The sequence below is a fragment of the Marinobacter sp. MMG032 genome, assembly GCF_040112695.1.
Lineage (GTDB): Bacteria > Pseudomonadota > Gammaproteobacteria > Pseudomonadales > Oleiphilaceae > Marinobacter > Marinobacter salsuginis.
Genome location: NZ_CP157802.1, coordinates 1321847 through 1347241, shown reverse-complemented (window position 1 = coordinate 1347241; position 25395 = coordinate 1321847). Strand labels below are relative to the sequence as shown.

The following is a 25395-nucleotide window of genomic DNA, read 5'->3' as shown; positions in this document are numbered from 1 at the left end:
CCGTGCTTTAAGATGAAACGAACCTCCAACATTCCGCAGGTCCGGCCTTACCATGAAACAGTTATCGCTGCGCTTCAAGCTCTATGCCCTCGTTGTGTCACTGCTCCTGATCATGGGCATCAGCATTGTAGTCACGGCCCAGTTATCCCTCGGCGACATGGAAGAAAGACTGACGGCAGAAACCCGGGATACGGTGCAGGGTATTGTGATGGATCAGCTCGGCGCAACCGCCGGCAAATATGGTGAGCTGGTCAGTGGCCAGTTTGCGACCGCTTTTCGCACGCCGGAAGTCGTTCGCAACGTTATCATCCGCAATATTCAGGCCGACAGCTCCGGGCGTATCAGCCGGTCAGCCCTTCAGGAGACCGTTGGCGCGGTTCTGGAGGAGCAGAAAAGCCTGAGCTCGATCTACGCCCAGTTCGAACCGGATGGCTACGATGGCCAGGATCGCTATTTCACCGGTGGTGTTGAAGAGCACAGCAGCGACGAGGGCACCCTGGAGATTTACTACTACCGGGAGCCGGACGGGCAGGTCCAGTTCAGCCGCACAGAGGACCCCTCCACCAAGTATCTGGATAACCTCAACGAATTCGGGATCAGGGAAGCCGAGTGGTATCTCTGTTCGAGGGACACCAAAGCGCCTTGCATTATGGAGCCCTACGAATATGAAATCAGTGAGGGCTATTCCGAGCTGATGACCAGTCTGGTGGTTCCGATTCTGGATGACGGAACATTCGCCGGTGTGGTGGGTGTCGATATCAATCTTTCGACCCTGCAAAAAACCATTGCCGGTGTCAGTCAGGAGCTGTTCGGAGGCCAGTCCAGGGTCACGCTGATCAGTGAACAGGGGCTTATCGCGGCCTCCAGCCATTATGAGTCGCACCTTGGCCGGCCCCTGCAGGAAGCCGTGCCCGATCACGGCAGCACCTTCGCAGGGCTGCACCAGGGTAAGGGCACCTTTGATGACGGTCAGACCCTGGCCGTGGCCTATCCCGTGGAGATCCGGTTGCCGGATGCCGAGTGGTCGCTGCTGATCGAGTTGCCCCGGGATGCCGCGCTGGCAAGCGTTTCGGAAATTACTGGCCTGTTGTCGGACGAAGTTGCCGCCACCGCCACTCGCCAGAGCCTTGTGGGTATCGGTGTGGTTGTCCTGGCCATTGTGGCCCTGGTGCTGCTGGTGCGCTCGGTGACCCGCCCGCTGGATGAAATTCGGGATCGGATGAAGAACCTGGCCAGCGCCGAAGGAGACCTGACCCGTGAACTGGAAATCGACACCCACGCCGAACTGATCGAGCTGGCCGGCGGGTTCAATGCCTTCCTGGCGCGTCTGAGAGAGATGATCAATGATCTGAAGGACGTGAATGTAAAGGTCCGCGAACAGGCCGGGGATGTAGGCAGCATTGCGGTCGAGACCGATGAACAGACAGGTCGACAGCACCAGGACATCGACAGCGTGGTCACCGCCATGAACGAAATGTCCGCCGCTGCAGGAGAGGTGGCAGGGTTTGCCGGCGAAGCGGCCGATAACGCCCGGATGGCCCAGGACGGCATCCGGTTTACCCAGGATACGCTGTCATCGGCGGTGAATGGAGTAAGCGCGGTGGCCAACGATATGGGCGAGGCCAGTACGGCAATCGGGCAGGTGGCCAATCGCAGCGAGGATATCAATCGCATCCTGGATGTCATCCGAGGCATCGCCGAGCAAACCAACCTTCTTGCCCTCAACGCTGCCATCGAGGCCGCCAGGGCTGGCGAACAGGGACGCGGATTCGCCGTGGTTGCCGATGAGGTCCGCACGCTGGCCTCCCGCACTCGGGAATCCACCGATGAAATCAGTACCATGATCGACGGCCTCAAGCAGGATGTGAACGGTGCCGTTTCGGTGATACAGAGCGGCGTTGATCGCGCCACCTCGGCGGTTGATGGCACCCAGGAAGCGGCCCATTCGCTGGCCACGGTAGTCGACCGGATCGGGACCATCGTGGAGCATGTAACCCAGGTGGCCACTGCGGCGGAAGAACAGAGCTCGGTGAGCGAGGAAATCAACCGCAACCTCACTCATATCGGCGATGCGGCCAACGATCTCCGGGAGCTTGCCGGCAGGGTCAAGGGCAGTGGTCAGGCCCTGGACCACGAGGTGCAGGTTCTGGAGCGTGAGCTCAGCCGGCTCAGAACATGATGGCTCGCTACTATGGCGGCGATTCAAAGCATCAATTTTCAATTACCGGGTGCCGTGTCATGATTCGCTCATACGATTTTAATCCCGGAATTTACCGCCAGAGATCTTGGAGGTGTTTATGGAGCAGGTCACGATTTACGGCCGCTCAAGTTGTGGGTTCTGTGTGCAGGCCAGGCACCTGTGTGAGGCCAGAAACATTCCCTATGTGTGGGTCGATATGATCGAGAAGGGTATGAGTAAGCAGGATATTGCCGACAGGATCGGCCGGCCAGTTTACACAGTGCCGCAGATTCTTGTGGGGAGCCAGTATGTGGGAGGTTTTGATCAGTTCTACGCCTATGTTCGAGACCATCAGGCGGAATTGGCTCGCTAGCACACAGCGATGACTCTTCAAGCAACCAAAAAAGCCTGACAGCGTAAACTGTCAGGCTTTTTTATTCGCTGAGTCCTGCAGTGGACTAGAGTTCAAAATCCGTTTTCAGCTTCTTCTCGGTCAGCGTGTTCTGGAGCCTGGCAACCCGAGGCAGGCCATTATCGAACGGCGGGAAGCTCTCTCCGGCAATGAGGGGCTCCAGGTAGTCCCGGCAATCCTGGGTGATGCCAAAGCCATCATCGGTGATGAAGTGGATCGGCATCTTCTTTTCCTGGTTTGCCACCTCACTGAGGGGCGCTTCGCCAATCTTCCAGCGGTACGGCTTTGCCTGCTCGCGCACGATGGTGGGCATCAGCGCCTGTTTGCCTTCCAGGGCCATTTCCACCGCTGCCTTGCCAACCGCATACGCCTGTTCAACGTCGGTAGCGGCGGCAATGTGGCGGGCGCTGCGTTGCAGGTAGTCGGCAACGGCCCAGTGGTATTTGTGGCCCAGGGCCTGCTTGACCATGTTGGCCAGGGCGGGGGCAACACCACCGAGCTGGGTGTGGCCGAACGCGTCCTTGGCTCCGGCATCTGCCAGGAAGCGGCCATCTTCATACTGGGCACCTTCGGAGGCGACGACAACACAGTAGCCGTATTCCTTCACACAGTGGTCTACGCGCGCCAGGAAAGCGTCGCGATTGAAAGGAATTTCAGGGAACAGAATGATGTGGGGCGGCTCGCCCTCGCCCTGTCCCGCCAGGCCGCCGGATGCGGCAATCCAGCCGGCATGACGGCCCATCACTTCCAGGATGAACACCTTGGTGGACGTCTCGCACATGGATTTGATGTCGAGGCTGGCTTCCAAAGTGGACGTGGCAATGTACTTGGCAACCGAGCCGAAGCCCGGGCAGCAGTCGGTGAACGGCAGATCGTTGTCCACGGTCTTGGGCACGCCGATACAGGTAATGGGATAACCCATCTTGTCTGCGATCTGGGAGACCTTGTAGGCGGTATCCTGTGAATCCCCGCCGCCGTTATAGAAGAAATAGCCAATGTCGTGAGCCCGGAATACCTCAATCAGACGCTCATACTCGCGGCGGTTTTCGGAAATGTTCTTGAGCTTGTGGCGACAGGAGCCGAAAGCGCCGCCCGGGGTATGAATCAGTGCCTGGATGTCATCGTCGCTCTCGAGGCTGGTATCAATCAGTTCTTCCTTCAGCGCCCCGATAATGCCGTTGCGTCCGGCAAACACTTTGCCGATTTTGTCCGGATGCTTGCGGGCAGTCTGGATGACGCCACAGGCACTGGCATTGATGACGGCGGTGACACCGCCGGACTGAGCGTAGAATGCGTTCTTGATGGCCATCTCGGGCTGGAGCCTCCTGCTGGTTCGACAATGGCGCAGATGATACGCCAATCGCCGGCAATTTTCATGAGCAGGATTGCGGATAGCATGGCTCTTGACGGGGTGGGGCGGATACGGGAGGCTTGTCGGGTTTCAACTCAGAGGACAGTTGCCGAATGCACATTCATATACTCGGAATCTGTGGCACCTTTATGGGCAGCCTGGCCGTTCTTGCCCGGGAGCTTGGCCACACCGTGACTGGCTCTGATCAGGGTGTCTATCCGCCCATGAGCACACAGCTGGAGGCTCAGGGTATCAGCCTGATGGAAGGTTACAGCGCGGATCACCTTGAGCCCAAACCGGATCTGGTTCTGATCGGTAACGCCATGTCCCGGGGCAATCCGGAAGTCGAAGCGGTGCTTAACCGGAACATTGACTACATGTCCGGGCCCGAGTGGCTGAGCCGCGAGGTGCTTCGGCATCGTTGGGTGATGGCGGTGGCCGGTACCCATGGCAAGACCACAACCACGTCCATGCTGCTCTGGATCCTGGATCAGGCCGGGTTCGAACCGGGTTACCTGGTGGGCGGTGTTCCCCGGGATTTTCCCGTCTCGGCACGGCTGGGCAACAGCGATTTTTTTGTGATCGAGGCGGATGAATACGACAGCGCCTTCTTCGACAAGCGCTCCAAGTTCGTTCATTACCGTCCCCACACCCTGATCCTGAATAATCTGGAGTTTGATCACGCGGATATTTTCGACAACGTCGAAGCGATTGAGCGACAGTTCCATCATCTGGTTCGGACTGTCCCCTCCCAGGGCCTGATCATTCGTCCCGCAGTAGATCGCCACCTGGATAATGCCCTGGAATTGGGCTGCTGGAGCCCGGTCCAGGACACCGCCATTGGCAGCGAGACTCCTCGCATGTCGGATTGGCGCGCCGAGCTGCTCTCGGAGGATGGCAGCCGGTTTCTGGTTATTCACCACGAGCAGCCGGTGGCAACGCTGAAGTGGGATCAGACCGGTCTGCACAATGTCCGAAATGCCCTGTCTGCCATTGCTGCTGCCCGCCACGTGGGTGTCACTCCCGATCATGCCGTGGCGGCACTTTGCCGGTTCTCTGGCGTCAAGCGGCGCATGGAGTTGCTGGCAGACATCGACGGCGTGCGGGTCTACGATGACTTCGCCCATCACCCGACCGCCATTGCCACCACCCTTGAGGGTTTGCGTAATCAGGTGGGTGAGGAGCCTATCCTGGCGTTGATTGAACCGCGCTCGAACACTATGAAGCAGGGCGTTCACCAGCAGACGTTGCTGCCAAGTGCAGAAACCGCCGATCGGGTTCTGTGGGCCAACCTGAACAATATGGACTGGCTGCCGGAACTGATTGCCGGATGGCAGGCGCTCAACGCTGGCTCCGAGAGGCACAGGGTAGAGGCCTCGGTGGAAGACTTGCTGGCACGTACTCTGGAAGATCTGCCCAGCCCCTGTCACATTGTGATCATGAGCAACGGTGGCTTTGGCGGTATCCACAGTAAACTCATTGCCGAGCTTGAGCGTATTCGTGGCTGATCCGGCGTGGCCGGTGACTTTTCCTGACTGACAAGTGGCGACATCCATGAGCAACGACCAGAACCGGCCGTCAACCGTCAACCTGGCCTTCACAGGCGCCTCGGGCGCCCAGTATGGCCTGCGCCTGCTGCAGTGCCTCGTGTCAGCGGGTTGCAGGGTGAATGTGATGGTCAGCCGCGCTGCGCAGGTGGTGATCGCCACGGAAACCGACCTTAAGCTGCCGGGAACCCCGCCGGCAATGCAGGAAACCCTGTCTGCCTATGCCGGCGCGGAGCCGGGCCAGGTTCTGGTGTTTGGCCGGGAAGACTGGTTTGCACCGCCGGCCTCCGGCTCCGGGGAAAAAGCGCCGCTGGTGGTTTGCCCCTGCAGCACCGGCACGCTCTCGGCTCTGGCAACCGGAGCCAGCAACAATCTGATCGAGCGGGCCGGCGATGTGGCCCTGAAGGAACGTCGCCCGCTGATTCTGGTACCCCGGGAGGCGCCATTCTCTGAGGTGCATCTGGAGAACATGCTGAAACTGACCCGCATGGGTGCGGTCATCATGCCGGCGAGCCCCGGCTTCTACCACAAACCCCAGGCAGTCGAGGACCTGGTGGACTTTATTGTTGCCCGAATCCTTGATCATCTGAATCTGCCCCAGGATCTCATGCCCCGGTGGGGCGAAGCCCGAGCCCAGGACAAGCGCAAGGGCTGACCCTGCTCCGGGCGATGGTTTTGGTCAGCCCGATTGATGCTTTTCATCATTGAGCAAACCGGGCTCCGGGCAGAGACTTGGTGAACGACAATCACAACACAGGTCATTCACCGAGGTTCACCATGATTCCACGTACTCTCTTCGACGCCGACCTTGAAGGCTTCCGCGATTCTGTCCGCAAGTTTCTGGAGCAGGAGGCTGCGCCTTACCATGATCAGTGGGAGAAAGACGGCCAGGTCAGCCGCGAACTCTGGCAGAAGGCCGGCGAGCTGGGTTTTCTGTGTCCCTGCCTGCCGGAGGAGTTTGGCGGTGTAGGCGCGGACTTCCGGTACAGCGCGGTGTTGATCGAAGAGGTCGCCAGGGCCGGCTTGACGGGGATAGGCTGGGGCCTGCACTCTGACATTGTTGCGCCTTACGTGCTCAACTACGGCTCGGACGAGCTGAAAAATCATTATCTGCCCAAACTGGCCAGTGGTGAAATGATTGGCGCCATCGCCATGACCGAGCCGGGGGCCGGCTCGGATCTGCAGGGTGTGAAAACCACGGCGGTCAAGAACGGCGATCATTACGTTCTGAACGGTTCGAAAACCTTTATTACAAACGGTCAGCTTGCCGATGTGGTTATTGTGGTCGCCAAGACCGACCCGAAGGAAGGCGCCAAGGGTATCAGCCTGTTCATGGTGGAGACCGCCTGGGAAGGGTTTGAGAAAGGCCAGAACCTGAACAAGGTGGGTATGAAGGCCCAGGACACCTCCGAGCTTTTCTTCCAGGACGTAAAAGTACCTGAGAAGAATCTGATAGGTCCGGGCGAAGGCCAGGGCTTTTTCCAGCTCATGCAGGAGCTGGCGGCCGAGCGCCTGCAGGTGGCGCTGGGGGCTGTTGCCGCCGCTGAAGCCGCCTGGCAGTGGACCCTGGATTACGTCAAGGAGCGTAACGCCTTCGGGAAACCGGTGATTGCGTTTCAGAATACCCGCTTCAAGATGGCGGAAATGAAGGCGGAAATTACCGCTGCCCGGGTGTTCACCGATCGGTGCCTGGAGCTGCATCTTGACAAGAAGCTCGACATCCCCACCGCGGCGATGCTCAAGCAGCTCACTACAGACCTGCAGTGCAAGGTAATGGATGAGTGCGTGCAGCTTCACGGGGGCTACGGCTACATGTGGGAGTATCCGATCGCACGGGCCTGGGCAGACTCGCGGGTGCAGCGGATCTACGCCGGCACCAATGAAATCATGAAGGAAATCGTTGCCCGCTCATTCTGAACCCTCGCCATATGGGCTGGTCATAAGGGCAACGAAGGGCAGTGCTGGCGCTGCCCGGTTCCTTTGATCAAGAGAGGCACAGATGAACAAGCCGTTGGGGCGAGAAACCCGTTTCGATGTGAGCAACCTCGAAGAACTTGCACCGATGGCTGACTATTCGCTCATGGATAGTCTGATCTGCGATCCGGATGCCACGTCCGATGGTGTTGATCACCGGCCAAGGCAGGTCTTTTCGGGGCATTATGTCCCGGTCAGGCCCACGCCCATCGAAACCCCTGAATACGTTGCCCACAGTGAGGATTTGTTCCGCGAACTGGGTTTTGCCGACAGCCTGGCCCAGTCCGACGACTTTATCCGGATGTTCTCCGGAGACCTCACACAGGTGCCGGCGCCCATGAGCAATGTTGGCTGGGCCTGTGGCTATGCCCTTTCCATCTACGGCACCGAATACACCCAGCAGTGCCCGTTCCAGACCGGTAACGGTTATGGCGACGGTCGTGCCATTTCGGTGCTGGAAGCTGTTCTGAATGATCAGCGTTGGGAAATGCAGCTCAAGGGGGGCGGACAGACGCCGTATTGCCGTGGTGGTGATGGCCGTGCGGTCCTGCGTTCCAGCGTTCGTGAATTCCTGGCCCAGGAGCACATGCACGCATTGGGTGTGCCCACCTCCCGGTCGCTGAGTCTCTACGCTTCGAAAACAGAGAGAGTGCGGCGCCCCTGGTACTCTCCGGGCTCCCATTCCCTGGATCCGGACCAGCTCATTTCGGAGCCGGTTGCCATCTCCACACGTGTCGCCCCGTCCTTCATTCGGGTGGGCCAGCTGGAACTTTTCGGGCGCAGGGCTCGAAAGCAGGAGCACCCCCGCGCCCATGAAGAACTCGAACAGCTGGTGCTGCACCTGATTGATCGGGAGTACCACGGCGTTATTGACCAGTCCCTCGATACGCCCACAAAAATCGTGATGCTCGCGCGGGAGTTTCGCGGCCGCCTTGCCTCGCTGGTGGCGAACTGGATCCGGGTTGGTTACTGCCAGGGCAATTTCAACAGCGACAATTGCGCCGCTGGCGGTTTCACGCTGGATTACGGGCCTTTTGGCTTCTGCGAACTATTCGAGCCGTTCTACCAGCCCTGGACCGGTGGCGGGCAGCACTTCTCTTTCCTTAACCAACCCGCAGCGGCGGAACGGAACTTCAAGAGTTTCTGTTCGGCCCTTCAGCCGCTGCTGGCAGATCACGAGAACGAACAGGCGCAACTCCAGGAGATTCACGCTGGATTTGCCAAGGTAATGCAGGCTGAGCTGGAAATGATGTGGGCAGCGAAGCTGGGCCTTGGCACTTTTGACGCCGAACTCTTCAGGGAACTGATTACGCTGATGACCCGGACCCCAGTGGATTATACGATGTTCTTCCGGGAGCTTTCCTCCCTACCCGAAGACATCGAACCCCTCAAAAACAGCTTCTACAGATCATTGGATGAGTCAGCAGCGGCCGATCCGGAAGGGCTACTCAACCGCTGGTCAGAGTGGTTTGCCAGATGGAAATCGCAGATTGGGATCGATGGCTCTACTGGCAGCTCCCAATTCCGTGAGGAGCTATCCCGGAACATGAAGCTGGTGAACCCCAAATACACCATGCGTGAGTGGTTTGTGGTTCCTGCCTATCAGCGAGCAGCAGAGGGCGATTACCAGCCCCTGCGTGCTTTGCAGGGTATTTTGACGCAACCCTACGCAGAGCAGTCGAATGCTGTTGAGGCGCAATACTACCGGCTGAAGCCGTCGGAGTTGTTCAATCTGGGTGGGGTTTCACACTACAGCTGCTCGTCGTGACTGAAGCCCCGCCTGGTTACCAAACTTTACAAATTGCCAAACCTATCAAGGTCTACAGCCACCACATCCCCTAAAGTAGCGGCACAACCTCTAACAAGGATAAACGGTTGCCGCGATGAAACGCCTGATTGGTCTGCCTGTTACTGCTGTCTCCCTCATCCTCGCCGGTTGCGGTGAGGAATCCGACCAGTTGCCCGTGGGCGGGCGGGATTTCGATGGCGTGGAATACAGCGAACCTGCGCCTTACACGGGTAAGGTCATCGACGGCTACCTGAAGAACGCCCGGGTCTGGCTCGACATGGATGGGGACAGTCAGTTCACCCCGGGGCCTCTGGTTATCGAGCTGGATAATGGCAGGGAGGTTACTCTTGCCTCGGGGGAGCCCACCGCCATGAGTGGTGCCGGCGGTCGTTTCGCGATGGATATTTCGGAACTGGTCCTGGATCCTTCAGTGGGGCCGGATCTTGATCCACGGGATTATGCGCTGCATGCCGTAGCCCTTCCGGGTAAAACCCTTGAGGAAACGCGCAACGGGGAAGTTCCGGTGGTCAGTGCCTACCTGATGTCGGCGCCTCCGGGTGTCCGCAATATCACGCCATTAACCACGCTGGCCCGTTACCGGGGCATCGTCGGCCTTGGTGCCTTCCTGCAAACACCTTCCGGCGCGGCAGCGAGCCTGGCGGACCTGAATCTGGTGCGGGACTATATCCTCGCCCAGGACGAGCGCTCACATGCCTATGCCCGGGCACTGGCAAGGTTCATGGCCAGCCAGATTCCCTCTGCCTACAACGACCTGCTGGCGGCCGGAGACAGTGACGGCACGGAGCGATTCCTGAGCAGGGAAGCGGCGTTTCTATTGGGCGTATCGCTGGTGCAGAACGCTGCGGATGTGATCGCGGTGGTTGATGATGTCGCCCAGGGTGATTTTGCCAATGTCGATGTGGACGCCCTGGTGCTCCCCGAAGTGGATGTGGAATTGAGCGACCCGGTGCTGCTGACCAGCCAGAAGGTATACGCCGAGCCCTCCAATCAGGACAGCCTGCCTGCCAACCGCTCCGGCCTGCAGATCTCCGCCGAGCTGGCATTCGCTTACAGTGAGAGCGGGCGCCTGCTATCCGTCTCCGCGAACGGCTGCCTGTCACCCTCCATGCCGGAGCTGGCACGACTGATCGGTGTTAACGGCTACATGGCGGACCTGGAAACCCAGTGGTTGCCCTCCGCCGCGCTTTCGGAGCAAAGCCGTCTGAATTTCGACGAAGAGGGCACGGATGAGCGGCTGGTTTTCGATTGGGGCAATCGCCGCATTCACTTCGAGACCAGCACCACCTGTCATGAACACAGGGGAATTGCAGCGGATTCAACGGAATTGGGCGGCCCTCCAGAGGTCACCTACAGCTGGACGACGGACAGCGGCGATCTGGTGGAACTGGTTGCTGAGACCAGCGGTGGCGCAAGGCGCACGCTGGTTCCGGAAACCGACAATTCCTCGTCCGTTTTTCCCGGATACCGGATTTCAGAGCAGGGCGTTGAGGTGGAGGCCGTAACCTTTTCGGCGGGTATAGACAGCTGCGCTCCACAGCAGGATGCTGTCGACGCAAGTCAGGTCGTGACAGGCGTTCAGGCGTACCAGTTTTCCGGCTATGATCCCCAGCCTGCGGGTTTCACCGATCCGGTGCTTGAATTTGATCGACGGGAGTTTTCGGGGCCCGAACAACCGAATCTCCGGCTGTTGCGCTATGGATTTCTGGATCCGGATCTTCTACAGCTGCCCCGGGTGACTGGCGATGACAGTTTCGAGTGGGCGATAAACTATCCGCCAGCAGACGGGCCAGGCTTTGTTGCAGAACAACCGAATCTTATCCGCGATGCCTATCTGAAAAACTACAATTCGTCCGGAGAATGCGGCCGCGAGTTTGAGGGTGTGCCCAATTCAGCTTATGCGAAGGTAGAGTTTGGTTACCAGAGGTTGTCTGAGTATCTGGTGGGGCTGCTGGAATAGACGCGATCAGTGGCAACCTGGCTTCTGGCAAGAAGACTGCGCGGATCGGATGCTATTTGAGGAAATTAACGACTTCGCCGGTTGGCTGTCTTGCCATTTCCTGAGGGAGGAAATGGTGCCGAGGAGAGGACTTGAACCTCCACGGGGTTGCCCCCACTAGCACCTGAAGCTAGCGTGTCTACCAATTTCACCACCTCGGCAGGTGATTTGCAGAAGCTTAGCTTGTTGAAAACTAAACGTTTCTGCCAGCGTTGAGGTGTGTCCCTCAACCGATGGCGCGTACTTTAATAATTCCCGCCGAGGCTGTCAAACATTTTTTCGCAAAAAGAATGGCAGGTATTTGTGCCTATTCCTTGCAGGTTGATAGGCAGGAGCTCCGTCCCAACGTTATACTCCATTGCAAACGAATCTGAACTGTGCCGCGTTGGTACAGCCTCTTAACAAGGATCCGAATGGTTTCCAGGAAGAAAAACGACCGGGATCCTCACGCCAGCCGTGAGGCCCAGAAATACGAAAATCCTATTCAAAGCCGGGAATTTATCCTCGCGCATCTCAAAGAGCGTGGCGCTCCCGCAACCCACGAAACACTGTGTTCAGAACTTGGTCAGTCGTCAGAGGAGGGCATTGAAGCCCTTCGTCGGCGATTGATTGCCATGTGTCGGGACGGGCAGTTGATTTGTAACCGGCGTGGCGCCTATCTTCCCATTGAGGAAGCCGACCTGGTGACGGGGCGGGTGATTGGGCACAAAGATGGCTTCGGCTTTCTGGTGCCGGATGACGGGGGCTCCGATCTGTTTCTAACTGCCCGACAGATGCGTCAGGTGTTTCATGGGGATCGGGTGGCCGCTCGGGTTGATCGGGTTGATGATCGAGGCCGGCGCGAAGGTGTGATCGTTGAAGTTCTGGAATACCGGACCAGCCAGACGGTGGGACGCTTTTTCCAGGAAAGTGGTATCAACTTCGTTGTTCCTGAAAACGCGCGGATCAATCACGAAGTACTGATTCCCCAGGAGAATTGCGGCAATGCCCGCCACGGCCAGTATGTTGTGGTGGACATAGTTCGCCAGCCCACCGTGCGCACTCAGCCACTGGGCAAGGTTGTTGAGGTGCTTGGCGAACACATGGCACCAGGGATGGAAATTGACGTTGCCATCCGTTCCTATGACATTCCCCACAGCTGGCCGCCCGCTGTCGGTGAGCAGACGGCACAGATTCCGGAAGAGGTCACTGAGAAAGACAAGGCTAATCGGAAGGACATCCGAAATCTCAGGCTGGTAACCATCGATGACGAAACGGCCCGGGACTTCGACGATGCTGTCTATTGCGAGCCAAGGCCTCGTGGTGGCTATCGCCTGATCGTTGCGATTGCCGACGTGTCCCACTACGTCCGGCCCGGTTCCCCACTGGATGAAGAGGCGTTAAACCGCAGTACGTCGGTTTATTTCCCCGACCACGTTGTGCCAATGCTGCCAGAAAAGCTGTCCAATGGCCTTTGCTCGTTGAATCCTGGCGTCGATCGCCTCTGCATGGTGGCCGATATGACCATTAGCGCCGCCGGTAACATCAGCAGCTACAACTTTTATCAGGCGGTCATGTTCAGTCATGCGCGGCTTACCTACAACAAGGTAAGTACCATGCTGGAGCATCCGGACACCGAGCAGGGCTATAAGCTGTGCGAGCAATACGCCAACGTGCTCCCGCAGTTGCACAATCTTTATGGTCTCTACCAGTTGTTGCGCAAGGCGCGTACCGAGCGTGGTGCAATTGATTTCGAAACCACCGAAACCAAGATCGTGTTCGACGCCGACCGGAAGATAGAAGAGATCGTGCCGGTACAGCGTAACGATGCCCACAAGATCATCGAGGAGTGCATGCTGTGTGCGAACGTTGCTACAGCGCGATTCCTGAAAAAACACAAACTGCCTGCCCTGTATCGGGTGCATGATGGCCCGTCAGAAGAGCGGCTCAATGCGGTTCGTCTGTTCCTGGGTGAGCTGGGTCTGCAACTGGGCGGCGGTGATAACCCCACGTCTGCGGACTACCAAGAGCTTCTGAACAGTATCAAGGACCGCTCGGATGCCAATGTTATCCAGACGGTGATGCTGCGTTCACTCAGCCAGGCCGTTTACAGCCCTGAAGAGGGCGGCCATTTTGGCCTTGGTTATGCGGGTTATGCTCACTTCACGTCGCCAATCCGACGTTATCCGGACCTGATCAATCACCGGGCCATCAAGTCGGTTATTCACGGAGGGAAGCCTTCCAAGGATGTGGTTCCGCCTCCCAAACCGGATCCCGAGCTCGCCGAGTACCCCTATGATATGGCCCGGATGGAGCAACTGGGTGAGCATACTTCAATGGCGGAACGCCGTGCCGATGATGCCACCCGGGATGTCATGGCCTGGCTGAAGTGTGAGTACCTCAGTGATCATGTCGGTGAGGAGTACGATGGCGTCATTGCCTCCGTCGTGCCCTTCGGTTTCTTTGTGGAGCTTTCTGGCGTCTACATAGAAGGTCTGGTGCACGTGTCGACGCTAAGCGGTGACTTCTTCCATCACGATTCAGCCAAGCATCGCCTCATCGGTGAGCGCACAGCAATGAGTTTCCGGCTCGGGGATGAGGTCCGTGTGAAGGTCGTTCGGGTTGGAATGGAGGACCGCAAGATCGACCTGGAGCTGATCAGCGAACCGGTCCACCGACAGGCTGATCGCGACGCGCTTGCGGTTCCTGATAAAGGCGAGCGAGGAAAGGCCAGGCGTAACTCCGGCAAAGGCGGCAAACCGCCGGGCAAAGCCAAGCCTGCACGAAAGAGTGCATCATCCGGCGAACCTGGCCTGAAGCGCCCGAGGAGGCGCCCGGCGTCGACGTCATCGAAGAAAAAGGGGCCTGAGGCCTTCGATGATAATGAAACGCCTTCTGCCAGGGATGAGCTGGTTGCGAAGGCTGCGAAGCTCGCCCTGAAAAAAGGCAAGAAGGGCAGCGGCGCTGGCAAAGGCGACAAGAAAGGCAAGCCGCGCAAATCAGGCAAGTAACAGGAAGCAGAATCAGTGTCCGGAGAATTTGTGTTTGGCTGGCACGCGGTTGAGGCTGTCCTCAAACGCGAGCCTGGGCGTCTGCAGCAGGTCTGGATCCAGACCGGCAGGCAGGATAAGCGGGTCAAGAGTATTACCGATACCCTGGATAGCCTGGGTGTGCGATGGAAGGTTGTGCATCGCAGAGAGCTCGACGAGCGGGTGTCCGGTGTTCACCAGGGTATTGTCGCGGCCGTAAGTGAAAGCCGGGAATGGACCGAAGACGATCTGCTGGCGCAGTTGGCCGGCAGTGACAAGCCGCCTTTCCTGCTTGTGCTTGATGGTGTGACCGATCCCCATAATCTTGGCGCCTGCATGCGCACCGCCGATGCTGTGGGTGTTCAGGCGGTCATTGTTCCCAAGGACAAGTCCGCTTCGCTGACTCCGGTTGCCCGCAAGGTTGCCTGTGGTGCTGCCGAGACGGTGCCCTTTGTACGGGTCACCAATCTCGCACGTTTTCTGCGCAGTTTGCAGGATCAGGGTGTTTGGCTGATCGGTACTGCCGGTGAGGCAAAGGCAACGCTATACCAGGCCGATTTCAAGGGCCCGGTGGCGCTGGTGATGGGGGCCGAAGGCAAAGGGATGCGCCGACTGACCCGGGAGCACTGTGACCAGCTGATCAATATCCCTATGCTCGGCCATGTCGACAGCCTTAACGTGTCCGTGGCTACGGGTGTTTGCCTATACGAAGCCCTGCGCCAACGGCTTGGTTAACCCTTGCACACAAGGGCTTCCCCGCCTAGAATACGTGACCCCTTTTTTAAGGGGTGGTTTTGTATTGTCTGAATACCGGCAATCCGAAGCCAAGCTTTTGATCAAGCCTTTCTTGTAAAGCCTTATTGATAAAGCAAAAAGAAACCGGCAGCAGAATGCTGTCAACTCCTTGCTTTCATGTTTGTCGGTCGCGGGTTCAGATCCGTGCCGGGAAAAAGGAAGCTGTTTAAACCGTAGGGAGAACTCATGCGTCACTACGAAATCGTTTTTATGGTACATCCGGATCAGAGCGAGCAGGTGCCCGCGATGATCGAGCGTTATACCGGCGTCATCACTGAAGATGGCGGCAAGGTGCATCGCCTGGAAGATTGGGGCCGTCGTCACCTGGCATACCCGATCAACAAGATTCACAAGGCTCACTACGTACTGATGAACGTTGAATGTTCACAGGCCGCAATGGACGAGCTGACTCACAACTTCCGTTTCAACGATGCAATCATCCGCGACATGATCCTGCGCCGCGATGGTGCGGATACAGAACTGTCCCCGATGAAAGCTTCCGAGTCCCGTGAAGACCGTCGTGGCGGCGATGATCGCCCGCGTCGTTCAGCCGAGTCTGACGAGCCACGTCAGCGTGCTGAAACCCAGGACGAAGAAGAGTAATTAACCGGAGTTGAGGAGTTAAGTTATGGCTCGTTTTTTCAGACGTCGTAAGTTCTGCCGCTTCACGGCAGAGGGTGTCAAGGAGATCGATTACAAAGATCTGGACACCCTGAAAGGCTACATCACTGAAACCGGCAAAATCGTGCCCAGCCGCATCACCGGCACCAAAGCACGTTATCAGCGTCAGCTGGCTACCGCTATCAAGCGTGCCCGCTACCTGGCACTGCTGCCGTACTCGGACAGCCACGATAACTAAGTAACAGAAACACAGGACTTGGGACCATGCGTGCACTTGCACAGTATGTAATGCGCGGTCCCCTCCAGGCCGGTGGGGTAGCAGCAGTCACAACTGCCGTACCCTTGTTGTTCTGGATTGGCGCAGCCGTTGTTGGCCTGGTAATTCTCAGGCTTGGCATCAGTCAGGGGCTCAATATTGGGCTCTGGGCATTACTTCCGGCGCTTGGCTGGAGCATTTTCGGGCAGGACCCGACCGCTCTGGCTGTGTTGCTTCAGGTGATGCTTATGGCGTCATTGATCAGGACAACGCTGTCCTGGGAAAAAGCTCTGCTTGCGGGAAGTTTTCTCGCAATCGTCACGGGCCTGATGTTGCCTGTGGTGTACCCGGGGCTGCTGGATGATCTGGTCCAGGCCGGGGTGAGTTTTTACCAACAGTACAATGCCGAAATTGCGCAGAGTCTGGGCGATGACCTCGACAGGGTGATCCGGGACACGATGAATGCGAGCATGGCGGGCACTTACCTGGCAACGGGTGTAGGCATGACCATGCTGGCGCGGGCCTGGCAAGCGGGGCTTTATAACCCCGGTGGATTCCGCAAGGAATTCCATGGCCTGAGGCTATCACCGCCTATTGCGGTGTTGTGCGCGGTGACCATGGTAGTCGGTCCGTTCCTCGGGCTGAATTCCATGCTGCTGGCCTGGGCCGCGGGAACGCCGCTGTTTCTGGCCAGCCTGGCGCTGGTGCACGGCGTTGTTGGTTTGAAAAAGCTCAGTGGGAACTGGTTGGCGATGTTCTATGTAGCGCTGATCCTTCTGGGCCCAAGTCTGATGATTCTGTTAGTGGTTCTGGCTTTTGTGGATAGCTGGCTGGATATCCGGAGGCGTATAAGCCCTGCCGGGCCGGCTGAATAAAGCACGAAGAGGTTAACGAGATGGAAGTTATTCTGCTCGAGAAAGTTGCAAACCTTGGCTCACTGGGTGACAAGGTGAAGGTTAAGGCCGGTTACGGTCGTAATTTCCTGCTTCCTTATGGCAAGGCTGTACCTGCCACCGAAGCAAATCTGAAAGCGTTCGAAGAGCGTCGTGCCGAGCTTGAGAAAGCGGCTGCTGAGAAGCTGTCTGCTGCCCAGGCCCGCGCCGAGGCCCTCGAGGGTGCTGCTTTCACCATCAGCTCCAAGGCCGGTGAAGAAGGCAAGCTGTTCGGCTCTATCGGTGTCCGCGACATTGCTGACGCGATCACTGCCGGTGGTACCGAAGTCGAGAAGAGCGAAGTTCGTCTGCCGGAAGGCCCGATCCGGGTGACTGGCGAGTACGAGATCGAGCTTCAGCTGCACTCCGACGTTGAAGTTACGGTCAAGCTGGCGGTCGTTGCCGAGTAAGCCGTTTTCCCTGAAAACGGCGTCGGGGTTGCCCGGCTCTGGTAATACGCTGGTGGCCCTCGCTGTCTCTGTATAAGGTCCAGCGCTGGCCAACCTGACAGGCCCGAACCGCATCTCGCGGCTTTCGGGCCTGTTGCTTTCTGGTATGCTGTTAAGTCCCTGTAACCCTCTCCCATTGCTGCGACAGGTCGCTTAAACTGTCGTGGTTGTGATGTGCAACTGAAGATGTGTTCATGGCCAAGCCCAATCTGAAGCCCGCGAGTACTGATCTCGAAACCAGCCGTATCAAGGTGCCTCCCCACTCTGTGGAAGCAGAGCAGGCGGTATTGGGCGGCCTGATGCTGGATAACCGCCGGTTCGACGAGATCTCGGAAGTGATTTCGGCCGCCGATTTCTATCGGCAGGACCACCGCCTGATTTTTGGCGCCGTGGAGCGTCTTGCCAGTGAGAGCGAGCCACTGGATGTTGTTACCCTGGCGGAATTCCTGGAGCGCGCCGGCGATATTGAGGATGCCGGTGGCTTGTCCTATCTGGCGGAATTGGCTGAGAAAACTCCGGGCGCGGCAAACATCCGTGCCTACGCGGATATTGTCCGCGAGCGGTCCATTCTGCGACAGCTGGTGGAAGTGTCCGGCAAGATTTCCGATTCGGCTTTCAACCCGCTCGGCAGGAACAGTAATGAAATTCTCGACGAGGCCGAGCGAAGCGTCTTCCAGATTGCTGAAGCGAGGGTCAAGGAAGGTTCCGGGCCGCAGGCAATCAACCCCATACTGGCCAAGACCCTCAGCCGTATCGAGGAATTGTTTGAGTCTGGCGAGCAGACCACCGGACTGACGACGGGCTTCAAGGATCTGGACGAACAGACCTCGGGCATGCAGCCCTCGGATCTGATCATTGTGGCGGGTCGTCCCTCCATGGGTAAGACGACTTTTGCCATGAACATCGTGGAGAATGCCCTGATCAGCACCGGAACGCCGGTGCTGGTGTTCAGTATGGAAATGCCGGCGGATGCCCTTGCCATGCGGATGCTCTCGTCGCTCGGGCGCATTGATCAGACCAAGGTCCGTGGCGGTAAGTTGGAAGAGGACGACTGGCCCCGGCTGACGTCGGCGGTGAGTCTGCTCAAGGACAAACCTCTTTATATCGACGATACGCCGGGTCTGAGTCCCACGGAAATGCGCTCCCGGGCCCGACGCATTGCCCGGGAAAACGACGGCAAGATAGGCCTGATCATGGTCGACTACCTGCAGTTGATGCGGGTCCCCGGCAACACCGAAGGCCGGACGGCCGAGATTTCGGAAATCTCGCGGTCCCTGAAGGGCATTGCCAAAGAGCTTAGCTGCCCGGTGGTGGCGCTGTCCCAGCTCAACCGGAGTCTTGAGCAGCGGCCCAACAAGCGCCCGGTTAACTCGGATCTTCGGGAATCGGGCGCCATCGAGCAGGACGCCGACGTCATCATGTTTGTATACCGGGATGAGGTCTATAACGAAGACACCCCGGACAAGGGAATTGCCGAGATCATCATTGGCAAGCAGCGGAACGGCCCCATCGGCACTATCCGCCTGGCCTTTATCGGCAAGTACACCAAATTCGAGGACCTGGCCCACGGCGATTACAGCGATTATGGCGGGGAGTATTGATGCCCCGCAGCACTGTTGCCCGGATTGATCTCGACGCCCTTCGCAGGAACTACCTTACAGCCCTGAATCGGGCCGGCGGGGCGCAGGTGATGGCCGTGGTCAAGGCCGACGGCTATGGCCACGGCATAGGGCCGGTGGCCTCGGCCCTGGATAGCCTGGCCCCGAAGTTTGCGGTGGCGTGCATCGAAGAGGCGGCGGCCATACGGGAAACGGGCCTGACACAGCCGGTAGCCCTGCTGCAGGGAGTGCACGCCGAAGCGGATATTGATGAGTGCGCCCGGCAAAGGTTTGAGCCGGTTTTCCACAGTTTCCAGCAACTGTCGTGGCTGGAGCGCCTTGAAGCACGACCGGCGTTCTGGCTGAAAGTGAACAGCGGCATGAACCGTCTGGGCTTTCATCCGGACGAGCTGGCCGGAGTTATGAGCCGACTCCAGGCCATGAGTGCGGAGAAGGGACTGCTGGGCTTTGTGACCCACTTCGCCTGTGCCGACGATCCGGATAGTGCCATGACGGCGCAGCAGACATCGGTGTTTGAGAAGGCTACCTCTGCGTTTCCCGGGCTGATGAAGAGTGTGGCCAATTCGGCCGCCCACTTTCATCCGGGCCAGCCGATGTTTGACTGGAGCCGACCGGGCATCATGCTGTATGGCGGTTCGCCAATGGTTGGCAAAACCGGCCCGGAGCTTGGTCTGGAACCGGTGATGTCGCTGGAGGCACCGTTGATCAGCACCCGACTGGTGCCAGCGGGAAAGTCTGTTGGGTACGGAGCCGGCTGGGTCGCCGATCGGGACACCCGGATGGGTATGGTGGCCATTGGTTATGGCGATGGTTATCCCCGGCATGCGGGCACCAACACACCGGCGGCGATCAATGGACAGCGGATCCGGCTCATCGGTCGGGTATCCATGGATATGCTGGCGGTTGATCTCACCAATGCTCCGGATTCGAAGGAGGGCGACACTGTCGAACTCTGGGGGCGCACAGTTGGTGTTGATGAGGTGGCGACCTGTGCCGGCACCATCTCCTACGAGTTGATGACCGGCATCACCGGGCGGGTACCGCGGCAATACCGGTAGCATTCAAGAGCGCCTCGTCAGCCCGCTTCCGGTTCGTGAATGATTTCCTCGATAAAGTCGAGGATGGCAGCGAGGCTGCGGTCGTCCAGCTTTTTGAGCACCTTGTGTACGACCATCTTGCTGCCCTTGAGCATGCTGCTGATGCCCATTTTGGCCATGCCCATCATCATGTTGCTGGCATGGAGGCGGCGAAGCGGCTCCAGGAAAAAGAAGTCCAGACCTTCTTCGGTCATGTCCACAATCAGGTTGAAGAGCTTGTCGATGGCCTCCTTGTCGGCCTTGCCCCGCTCGCGCAGTTCGCCGACGGTGTATAGGGCCCGGGTTCGCAACTCGTCGGGGATCGGCGCCACAATGTGGCTCTGTTGTTTCAGCATGAAAGTTCCTGTTGTTGTATGCTCTTGAAAGAAATAGCAAAGCATTAAGTTCAGACTGCATCAGTGTAGGCGCCGGAATCCAGAAGCCATTGGCCAGACCGGTTCCGAAATACCGTCACATAAGTGATACCAGGAGGCATTGAATCCTCGTGCATGTACTTGTTGTCCACGATTACGGCCCTTTGGGGAAGGTTCTGCTGGAGCGTTTGCGGGCTACGCACCTGCACGTCAGCCCATTGCTTGTCAGTGACCCCTCCAATGCCGACCTTGATGCACTGGAGAACTGGATTCCCGAGGATACCGATCTGATTGTTAACGCACTCTGGATGGCCGATCCCGAGGTCGCCGAGAAAGACCCAGAGGGCGTCCACATGGCTGCGTTTTCGCTACCCCTGGCCATGGCGGAGTTTGCCCGTGATCGCGGTATGGCGCTGCTACAGCTTTCCTCCTGTTACGTATTCGATGGCCGTAAGCAGAGTGGATATATCACCTCTAACCCCGGGCAGCCGGTGAACGAATTGGGGAACTGGCAATGGGAGTGCGAGCAGGCTTTGCGCACCCTGCTGCCGAGACACATTATCCTGCGAACCGGCTGGAGCCTGGCGCGATTTATACGAAAGGTTCAGGCCAGCACTGCTGCCGGTGAGGTGCTGTCATTACCTGGGCGGTGCCGTGGCCAGCCTGTGGCGGTTCGGGATTTGGCCCGGGTGATCGAGGCGGTGGTTCTTCAGCTTGATTGTGGGGCCGAAGTGTGGGGCACCTATCAGTACGCCGGCGCCGAGGAAATCAATCTCTACGAGCTCGGCCTGGCAATCGCCGGCCTTCCAGGGATCCCGGAAGGTATTCGGGTCGTGGATGAGGTGCCGGAGTGGGGGCATCTTGAACCGGTGAATACCACGCTGATCTGCACCAAGATCCGAAACACATTCGGGATCAAACAGATGCCATGGCGTTCGGGCCTGGTGGATGAGCTGGCCATGTTGAAAAAGAATAACGGGAGGGAAGTGGAGAGCGAGCCCGCCGGTTCATGAAACCGACGGACACAAAGCAGCTTCTCAGTTATTGCACTGGCGAGAAAATTCCCGGCTGACCATCTGCAGGCCTTCGATATCCATGAGTTCGACTTCCCGGCCCCTGGCCTTGATGAGCCCCTGATTCTGGAAACGCGTGAAGACCCGGCTCACGGTTTCGACAGCCAGTCCCAGGAAGTTGGCGATGTCGTTACGTGCCATGGGCAGACTGAAGTTGGTCGGAGACATGCGTCGGCGCTGGAAGCGGCTGGACAGCGATAACAGCAGTGCGGCAATGCGCTCTTCGGCGGTATTCTTGCTTAGCAGCATGGCCAACTGGTGACTGTTCTGGATCTCCTGGCTCATCAGGTGATACATGTGATGCTGCAGTTCCGGCAGCTTGCCAGTGAGCTCCTCCAGTTTGTCGATCGGAAACTCGCAGATGCTGGTCCGCTCCAGAGCCTTGGCGGTGCACGCATAGTTCTCACTGCCAATGCTGTCCAGACCCACCAGTTCACCGGGCATGAAAAAGCCGGTTACCTGTTCTTCGCCACTCTCGGTGATAATCGACGTCTTGATGGAACCACTTTTCACCGCAAAGCACGCGCGGTAGGGCGTGCTCTGGTCAAAGATATGTTCGCCGCGGTTGAAGATTCGCCCCTGCTGGACAATGTCTTCCAGCCGATCAAGGTCGTTCTCTTCAACTGCCAGGGGAAGGCAAAGATTGCTCAGGCTGCACTGGTGGCAAGAGGCCTTGAGGGGAGAAGCCTGACGAAACGGAATTGCTTGAGCCATACGTGATGATCCGTCCGATTTGATCCATATCAACTATGTACCTTAATACGGATAGCGGTCTTTGCCAATAATCAAGCTTAATGATCTGAGAATATAATTGTTAAAAATAAGGGCCCGAAGGCCCTTGTGCCACTCATGCTTACAGTTTTTCAAATACCAGAGACGCGTTCGTCCCACCAAAGCCGAAACTGTTGGACATCACGGTGTTCAGTGCGCCTTCGCGACTTTTCGGGCCGACTAACGGCATGTCGCTGATTTTCTCGTCCGGATCGCTGAGGTTTCTGGTGCCTGCAATGAAGCCATTCTGCAGCATCAGGAGCGAGTAGATCGCCTCCTGCACGCCTGCAGCACCAAGGGAGTGGCCGGTCAGTGATTTGGTAGATGAAATGGCGGGGATGTCGGAACCAAAAGTTGAACGCACCGCGCCCATCTCGGCAACATCGCCAACCGGGGTGCTGGTGCCGTGCGCGTTGATGTAGTCGATCTTGCCACGGATCGTGGCCATCGCCTGTTTCATGCAGCGCTGGGCGCCTTCGCCCGAGGGGGCGACCATGTCGTAGCCGTCTGAGGTGGCGCCATAGCCGGTAAGTTCGGCAATGATGTTGGCACCGCGTTTCTTCGCATGCTCCAGCTCTTCCAGTACCATCATGCCGCCACCGCCGGCGATCACGAAACCGTCTCGGCCGGCGTCGAAGGGGCGCGAGGCTGTCTCGGGAGCGTCGTTGTACTTGGTGGAAAGGGCGCCCATGGCGTCGAACATCATTGTCAGGCTCCAGTCCTCTTCTTCTCCGCCGCCGGCGAACACGATGTCCTGCTTGCCCGCCTGGATCTGCTCCATGGCATGGCCGATGCAGTGGGCACTCGTGGCGCAGGCCGAAGACATGGAGTAGTTCACGCCGCGGATTTTGTATGCTGTGGCCAGACAGGCGGAAACCGTGCTGGTCATGATGCGGGGCACCATATACGGCCCGATGCGCTTCACGCCTCTCTCACGCATGATGTCGGTGGCTTCAACCTGGCTGGAACAGGACGCGCCGCCTGAGCCCGCGATCAGACCGGTGCGGTCATTGGAGATCAGCTCCTCGGTCAGCCCTGCCTGGGCAATGGCCTGCTCCATGGACAGGAAACTGTACATGGCCGACGGGCCCATGAACCGGCGGATCTTGCGGTCGATAACGGATGTGTCGACATCCACCGAGCCTGCAATCTGGCTGCGAAAGCCCATTTCCTTATAGGTTTCGTTGAAACGGATGCCGGACTTTCCATTTTTAAGGCTGTCCCTGACTTCATCCAGTGAATTGCCAATGCAGGACACAATGCCCATACCGGTGACGACGACGCGTCTCATAAGTTCCTCCTTACCGACCGGCCGATGCGGCCGACCTTGCGATCAATAACGTTATTTAACAGTCTAGGCGCTTTGGCCCGGATACGATATTTGACCTTGGTAAGGGGAGAAGGCCGGATAAAGCCCCACAGAGTGTTCAGCGCTTGCCGCTTCGACCCTTTCTGGCGCCCTTCTTTGCGCCGCTGGCCTCCTCGCGAGCGGCTTTCTCAGCCGCGGCTGCCTCGGCTTCCCGGGCTTCGCGCTCGACCATCTCAGGGGTTTCCAGCGAGATGCGTCCCAGAGTTCCGGCCCGGAATTCGTTGAGCAACACCTCCGATACTTTGTGCAGATCCGGGATGCCACCGCGGCCGAAGAATCTCCGCTTCTCGGCAATTCCGTCCATCAGCGCCAGGGCACCTTTCGGTAGTTCCTCGAAGCCGTAGCGGGTTTTGACCAGCTCTGGATAGGCTTCCAGAAGGTACTCGGCCTCGAACATGGCCACATCCTCAAAGTCCAGCACCGCGCTCCGAATCGCCCCGGTTACCGCCAGACGATAACCACAGGCTTCGGGAGACAGTTTTGGCCAGAGGAAGCCGGGCGTGTCGTAGAGCAGAATGTTGTTGGGCAGTTTGATGGCCTGTTGCGCCCTGGTTACGGCTGGCTCGTTCCCGGTCTTGGCCGCAGGGCGCCCTGCCAGGGTATTGATCAGGGTGGATTTACCGACATTGGGAATGCCCAGAATCATCACCCTCAGTGCACTCTTCTGGCGATCATGATCGGGCGTCATCTCCTCCGCCAGTTTGAGGATAGCCAGCGCTTCATTGCGTTGGTTGTGGGTAAGCGTAATGGCGCGGACGCCACGCTCTTTTTCGAGCCAGGCTAACCACTGCTCAGTGATTTCTGGATCTGCCAGGTCGCGTTTGTTCAATACCTTGATCAGCGGGGTATCACCGCGCAGGGCAGGTACCAGCGGGTTTTCGCTGCTGAAAGGAATGCGCGCATCAACCACTTCGATGATGAGATCCATCTGTGGCATGACTTTTTTGATCTCCTTGCGGGCCTTGTGCATGTGCCCTGGAAACCAGTTGATGGCCATCGTATCTGCTCCGGATTGGTTTGAACGGCGCCATTATGAAGGGGAATGACCAAACTTTCACATTTGTTTGAATCCCCGTGTGTGGCGGCTTTTGGCGTGGAAGACTGAGAAGTATGTACAAAAAGAGGGCTGATCGGGGTGAAAAACCGTATCCGTATGTTTTAGGGTGTAGTCCCTGAACGATGAAACCAATGTATGTCGGTGGTATTTCAATTGTGGCCACCTTGTTTATGGAGAGAGTTATGAAGCTTGCAAAATTGTTTGGTACTGCCCTGGTTGCCCTGAGCCTTTCGGTCCCGGCCGTGGCCCAGCAGTCCGGCGGCCAGCCTGATCAGGTTGACCAGTTGGCCCAGATGGTAGGGCTGACCGAAGAGCAGCAGACCGAAATCCGCGCCATCATCGACGAGATGCAGGTCGAAATCGGCGAGCTCCGCCAGGAAGCCCGCGCGCTGCAGCAGCAGATGCAGGGTGAGATCAAGTCAGACTTTGATGAAGCTGCGATTCGCGAGCAAGCCAAAGAGCTGGGCGAAGTGACCGGCGAGATCGCGGCGCTGTCCACGCTGATGCAGGCGAAGGTAGACAGCGTGTTTACCCAGGAGCAACGCGACGAGCTGGATAAGCGTATGCAGCAGATGCAACAGCAAATGCAGCAGCGTCGTCAGATGCAACAGCAGATGCAGCAGGGGCAAGGTCAGGGCATGCAATGATCCTGCTTTCCCTCTGACTTTGTTGGAGAAGGGCCGCATCCTTGGGTGTGGCCCTTTTTTTGGTCTGTAGCCTGCTGGT

The 25395-nt window shown here is 58.1% G+C and carries 22 protein-coding genes and 1 tRNA gene; 17 read left to right on the top strand and 6 right to left on the bottom strand.

All coding sequences use genetic code 11. The features are described 5' to 3' along the window. Positions 1-52: 52 nt before the first annotated feature. Both ABNF92_RS06215 and ABNF92_RS06210 read left to right on the top strand, forming a co-directional pair. Positions 53-2179 (top strand): methyl-accepting chemotaxis protein, encoded by a 2127-nt coding sequence (locus ABNF92_RS06215; protein WP_349343742.1) that lies wholly within the window; start codon positions 53-55, stop codon positions 2177-2179. A 118-nt stretch (positions 2180-2297) separates the two neighbouring features. Further along, positions 2298-2552 carry a GrxA family glutaredoxin gene (locus ABNF92_RS06210; RefSeq protein WP_064227053.1) on the top strand — a complete coding sequence of 85 codons (255 nt, stop codon included), beginning with the start codon at positions 2298-2300 and terminating at the stop codon, positions 2550-2552. Between the two features lie 85 nt (positions 2553-2637). Here ABNF92_RS06210 and ABNF92_RS06205 read toward each other — a convergent pair whose 3' ends face one another. Beyond that, the gene (locus ABNF92_RS06205; RefSeq protein WP_069183953.1) at positions 2638-3900 is read right to left on the bottom strand and encodes a 6-phosphofructokinase; all 1263 of its coding nucleotides are present in this window, start codon (positions 3898-3900) and stop codon (positions 2638-2640) included. A gap of 155 nt (positions 3901-4055) precedes the next feature. Here ABNF92_RS06205 and mpl point away from each other — a divergent pair, with 155 nt between their 5' ends. The 5 genes from mpl to ABNF92_RS06180 all read left to right on the top strand — a co-directional run bounded on the left by mpl (position 4056) and on the right by ABNF92_RS06180 (position 11230). Further along, positions 4056-5450: a UDP-N-acetylmuramate:L-alanyl-gamma-D-glutamyl-meso-diaminopimelate ligase gene (mpl, locus tag ABNF92_RS06200; protein WP_349343741.1), complete on the top strand. Its 1395-nt coding sequence runs from the start codon at positions 4056-4058 to the stop codon at positions 5448-5450. A gap of 46 nt (positions 5451-5496) precedes the next feature. Next, complete coding sequence (locus ABNF92_RS06195; protein WP_349343740.1) at positions 5497-6144, top strand: flavin prenyltransferase UbiX; 648 nt, start codon at positions 5497-5499, stop codon at positions 6142-6144. Between the two features lie 122 nt (positions 6145-6266). Next, entirely contained in the window at positions 6267-7406 is a 1140-nt protein-coding gene (locus tag ABNF92_RS06190) for an acyl-CoA dehydrogenase family protein (RefSeq protein ID WP_069183950.1), read from the top strand. Positions 7407-7488: 82 nt separating this feature from the next. Next, complete coding sequence (locus ABNF92_RS06185; protein WP_349343739.1) at positions 7489-9231, top strand: protein adenylyltransferase SelO family protein; 1743 nt, start codon at positions 7489-7491, stop codon at positions 9229-9231. Positions 9232-9346: 115 nt separating this feature from the next. Next, positions 9347-11230, top strand: coding sequence for a hypothetical protein (locus tag ABNF92_RS06180; RefSeq protein ID WP_349343738.1), 1884 nt, complete (start codon positions 9347-9349; stop codon positions 11228-11230). A 113-nt stretch (positions 11231-11343) separates the two neighbouring features. On the opposite strand, the gene ABNF92_RS06175 is transcribed toward ABNF92_RS06180, so the two are convergent. Next, positions 11344-11430 (bottom strand) — tRNA-Leu (locus ABNF92_RS06175). Positions 11431-11682: 252 nt separating this feature from the next. On the opposite strand from ABNF92_RS06175, the gene rnr reads away from it, so the two are divergent. The 8 genes from rnr (at position 11683) to alr (ending at position 20007) form a co-directional block, all read left to right on the top strand. Further along, entirely contained in the window at positions 11683-14259 is a 2577-nt protein-coding gene (rnr, locus tag ABNF92_RS06170) for a ribonuclease R (RefSeq protein WP_349343737.1), read from the top strand. 15 nt (positions 14260-14274) lie between these two features. Next, entirely contained in the window at positions 14275-15012 is a 738-nt protein-coding gene (gene rlmB, locus ABNF92_RS06165; RefSeq protein ID WP_349343736.1) for a 23S rRNA (guanosine(2251)-2'-O)-methyltransferase RlmB, read from the top strand. A gap of 246 nt (positions 15013-15258) precedes the next feature. Next, entirely contained in the window at positions 15259-15675 is a 417-nt protein-coding gene (rpsF, locus tag ABNF92_RS06160) for a 30S ribosomal protein S6 (RefSeq protein WP_069184037.1), read from the top strand. 25 nt (positions 15676-15700) lie between these two features. Continuing rightward, positions 15701-15931: a 30S ribosomal protein S18 gene (gene rpsR, locus ABNF92_RS06155; protein WP_007154918.1), complete on the top strand. Its 231-nt coding sequence runs from the start codon at positions 15701-15703 to the stop codon at positions 15929-15931. Between the two features lie 26 nt (positions 15932-15957). Next, positions 15958-16824, top strand: a complete 867-nt coding sequence (locus ABNF92_RS06150; protein WP_349343735.1) for a hypothetical protein — start codon at positions 15958-15960, stop codon at positions 16822-16824. Positions 16825-16844: 20 nt separating this feature from the next. Further along, a complete protein-coding gene (rplI, locus tag ABNF92_RS06145) occupies positions 16845-17291 on the top strand; it encodes a 50S ribosomal protein L9 (protein WP_064227062.1) in 447 nt (148 codons plus the stop codon). A gap of 233 nt (positions 17292-17524) precedes the next feature. Next, positions 17525-18931, top strand: a complete 1407-nt coding sequence (gene dnaB / locus ABNF92_RS06140) for a replicative DNA helicase (RefSeq protein ID WP_041644976.1) — start codon at positions 17525-17527, stop codon at positions 18929-18931. Next, the gene (gene alr / locus ABNF92_RS06135) at positions 18931-20007 is read left to right on the top strand and encodes an alanine racemase (protein WP_349343734.1); all 1077 of its coding nucleotides are present in this window, start codon (positions 18931-18933) and stop codon (positions 20005-20007) included. The genes dnaB and alr overlap by 1 nt, the downstream gene beginning before the upstream one ends. A gap of 17 nt (positions 20008-20024) precedes the next feature. On the opposite strand, the gene ABNF92_RS06130 is transcribed toward alr, so the two are convergent. Continuing rightward, positions 20025-20381, bottom strand: a complete 357-nt coding sequence (locus ABNF92_RS06130; protein ID WP_136629773.1) for a hypothetical protein — start codon at positions 20379-20381, stop codon at positions 20025-20027. A 149-nt stretch (positions 20382-20530) separates the two neighbouring features. Here ABNF92_RS06130 and ABNF92_RS06125 point away from each other — a divergent pair, with 149 nt between their 5' ends. Next, complete coding sequence (locus ABNF92_RS06125; protein WP_069184040.1) at positions 20531-21412, top strand: sugar nucleotide-binding protein; 882 nt, start codon at positions 20531-20533, stop codon at positions 21410-21412. A gap of 24 nt (positions 21413-21436) precedes the next feature. Here the strand turns inward: ABNF92_RS06125 and fnr are convergent, their stop codons facing one another. The 3 genes from fnr to ylqF all read right to left on the bottom strand — a co-directional run bounded on the left by fnr (position 21437) and on the right by ylqF (position 24609). Further along, entirely contained in the window at positions 21437-22186 is a 750-nt protein-coding gene (fnr, locus tag ABNF92_RS06120; RefSeq protein WP_349343733.1) for a fumarate/nitrate reduction transcriptional regulator Fnr, read from the bottom strand. 139 nt (positions 22187-22325) lie between these two features. Further along, positions 22326-23534, bottom strand: coding sequence for a beta-ketoacyl-ACP synthase I (gene fabB, locus ABNF92_RS06115; RefSeq protein ID WP_209398845.1), 1209 nt, complete (start codon positions 23532-23534; stop codon positions 22326-22328). Between the two features lie 136 nt (positions 23535-23670). Beyond that, positions 23671-24609 carry a ribosome biogenesis GTPase YlqF gene (ylqF, locus tag ABNF92_RS06110; protein WP_349343732.1) on the bottom strand — a complete coding sequence of 313 codons (939 nt, stop codon included), beginning with the start codon at positions 24607-24609 and terminating at the stop codon, positions 23671-23673. A gap of 242 nt (positions 24610-24851) precedes the next feature. Here ylqF and ABNF92_RS06105 point away from each other — a divergent pair, with 242 nt between their 5' ends. Next, a complete protein-coding gene (locus ABNF92_RS06105) occupies positions 24852-25316 on the top strand; it encodes a Spy/CpxP family protein refolding chaperone (protein WP_349343731.1) in 465 nt (154 codons plus the stop codon). Positions 25317-25395: the final 79 nt, after the last annotated feature.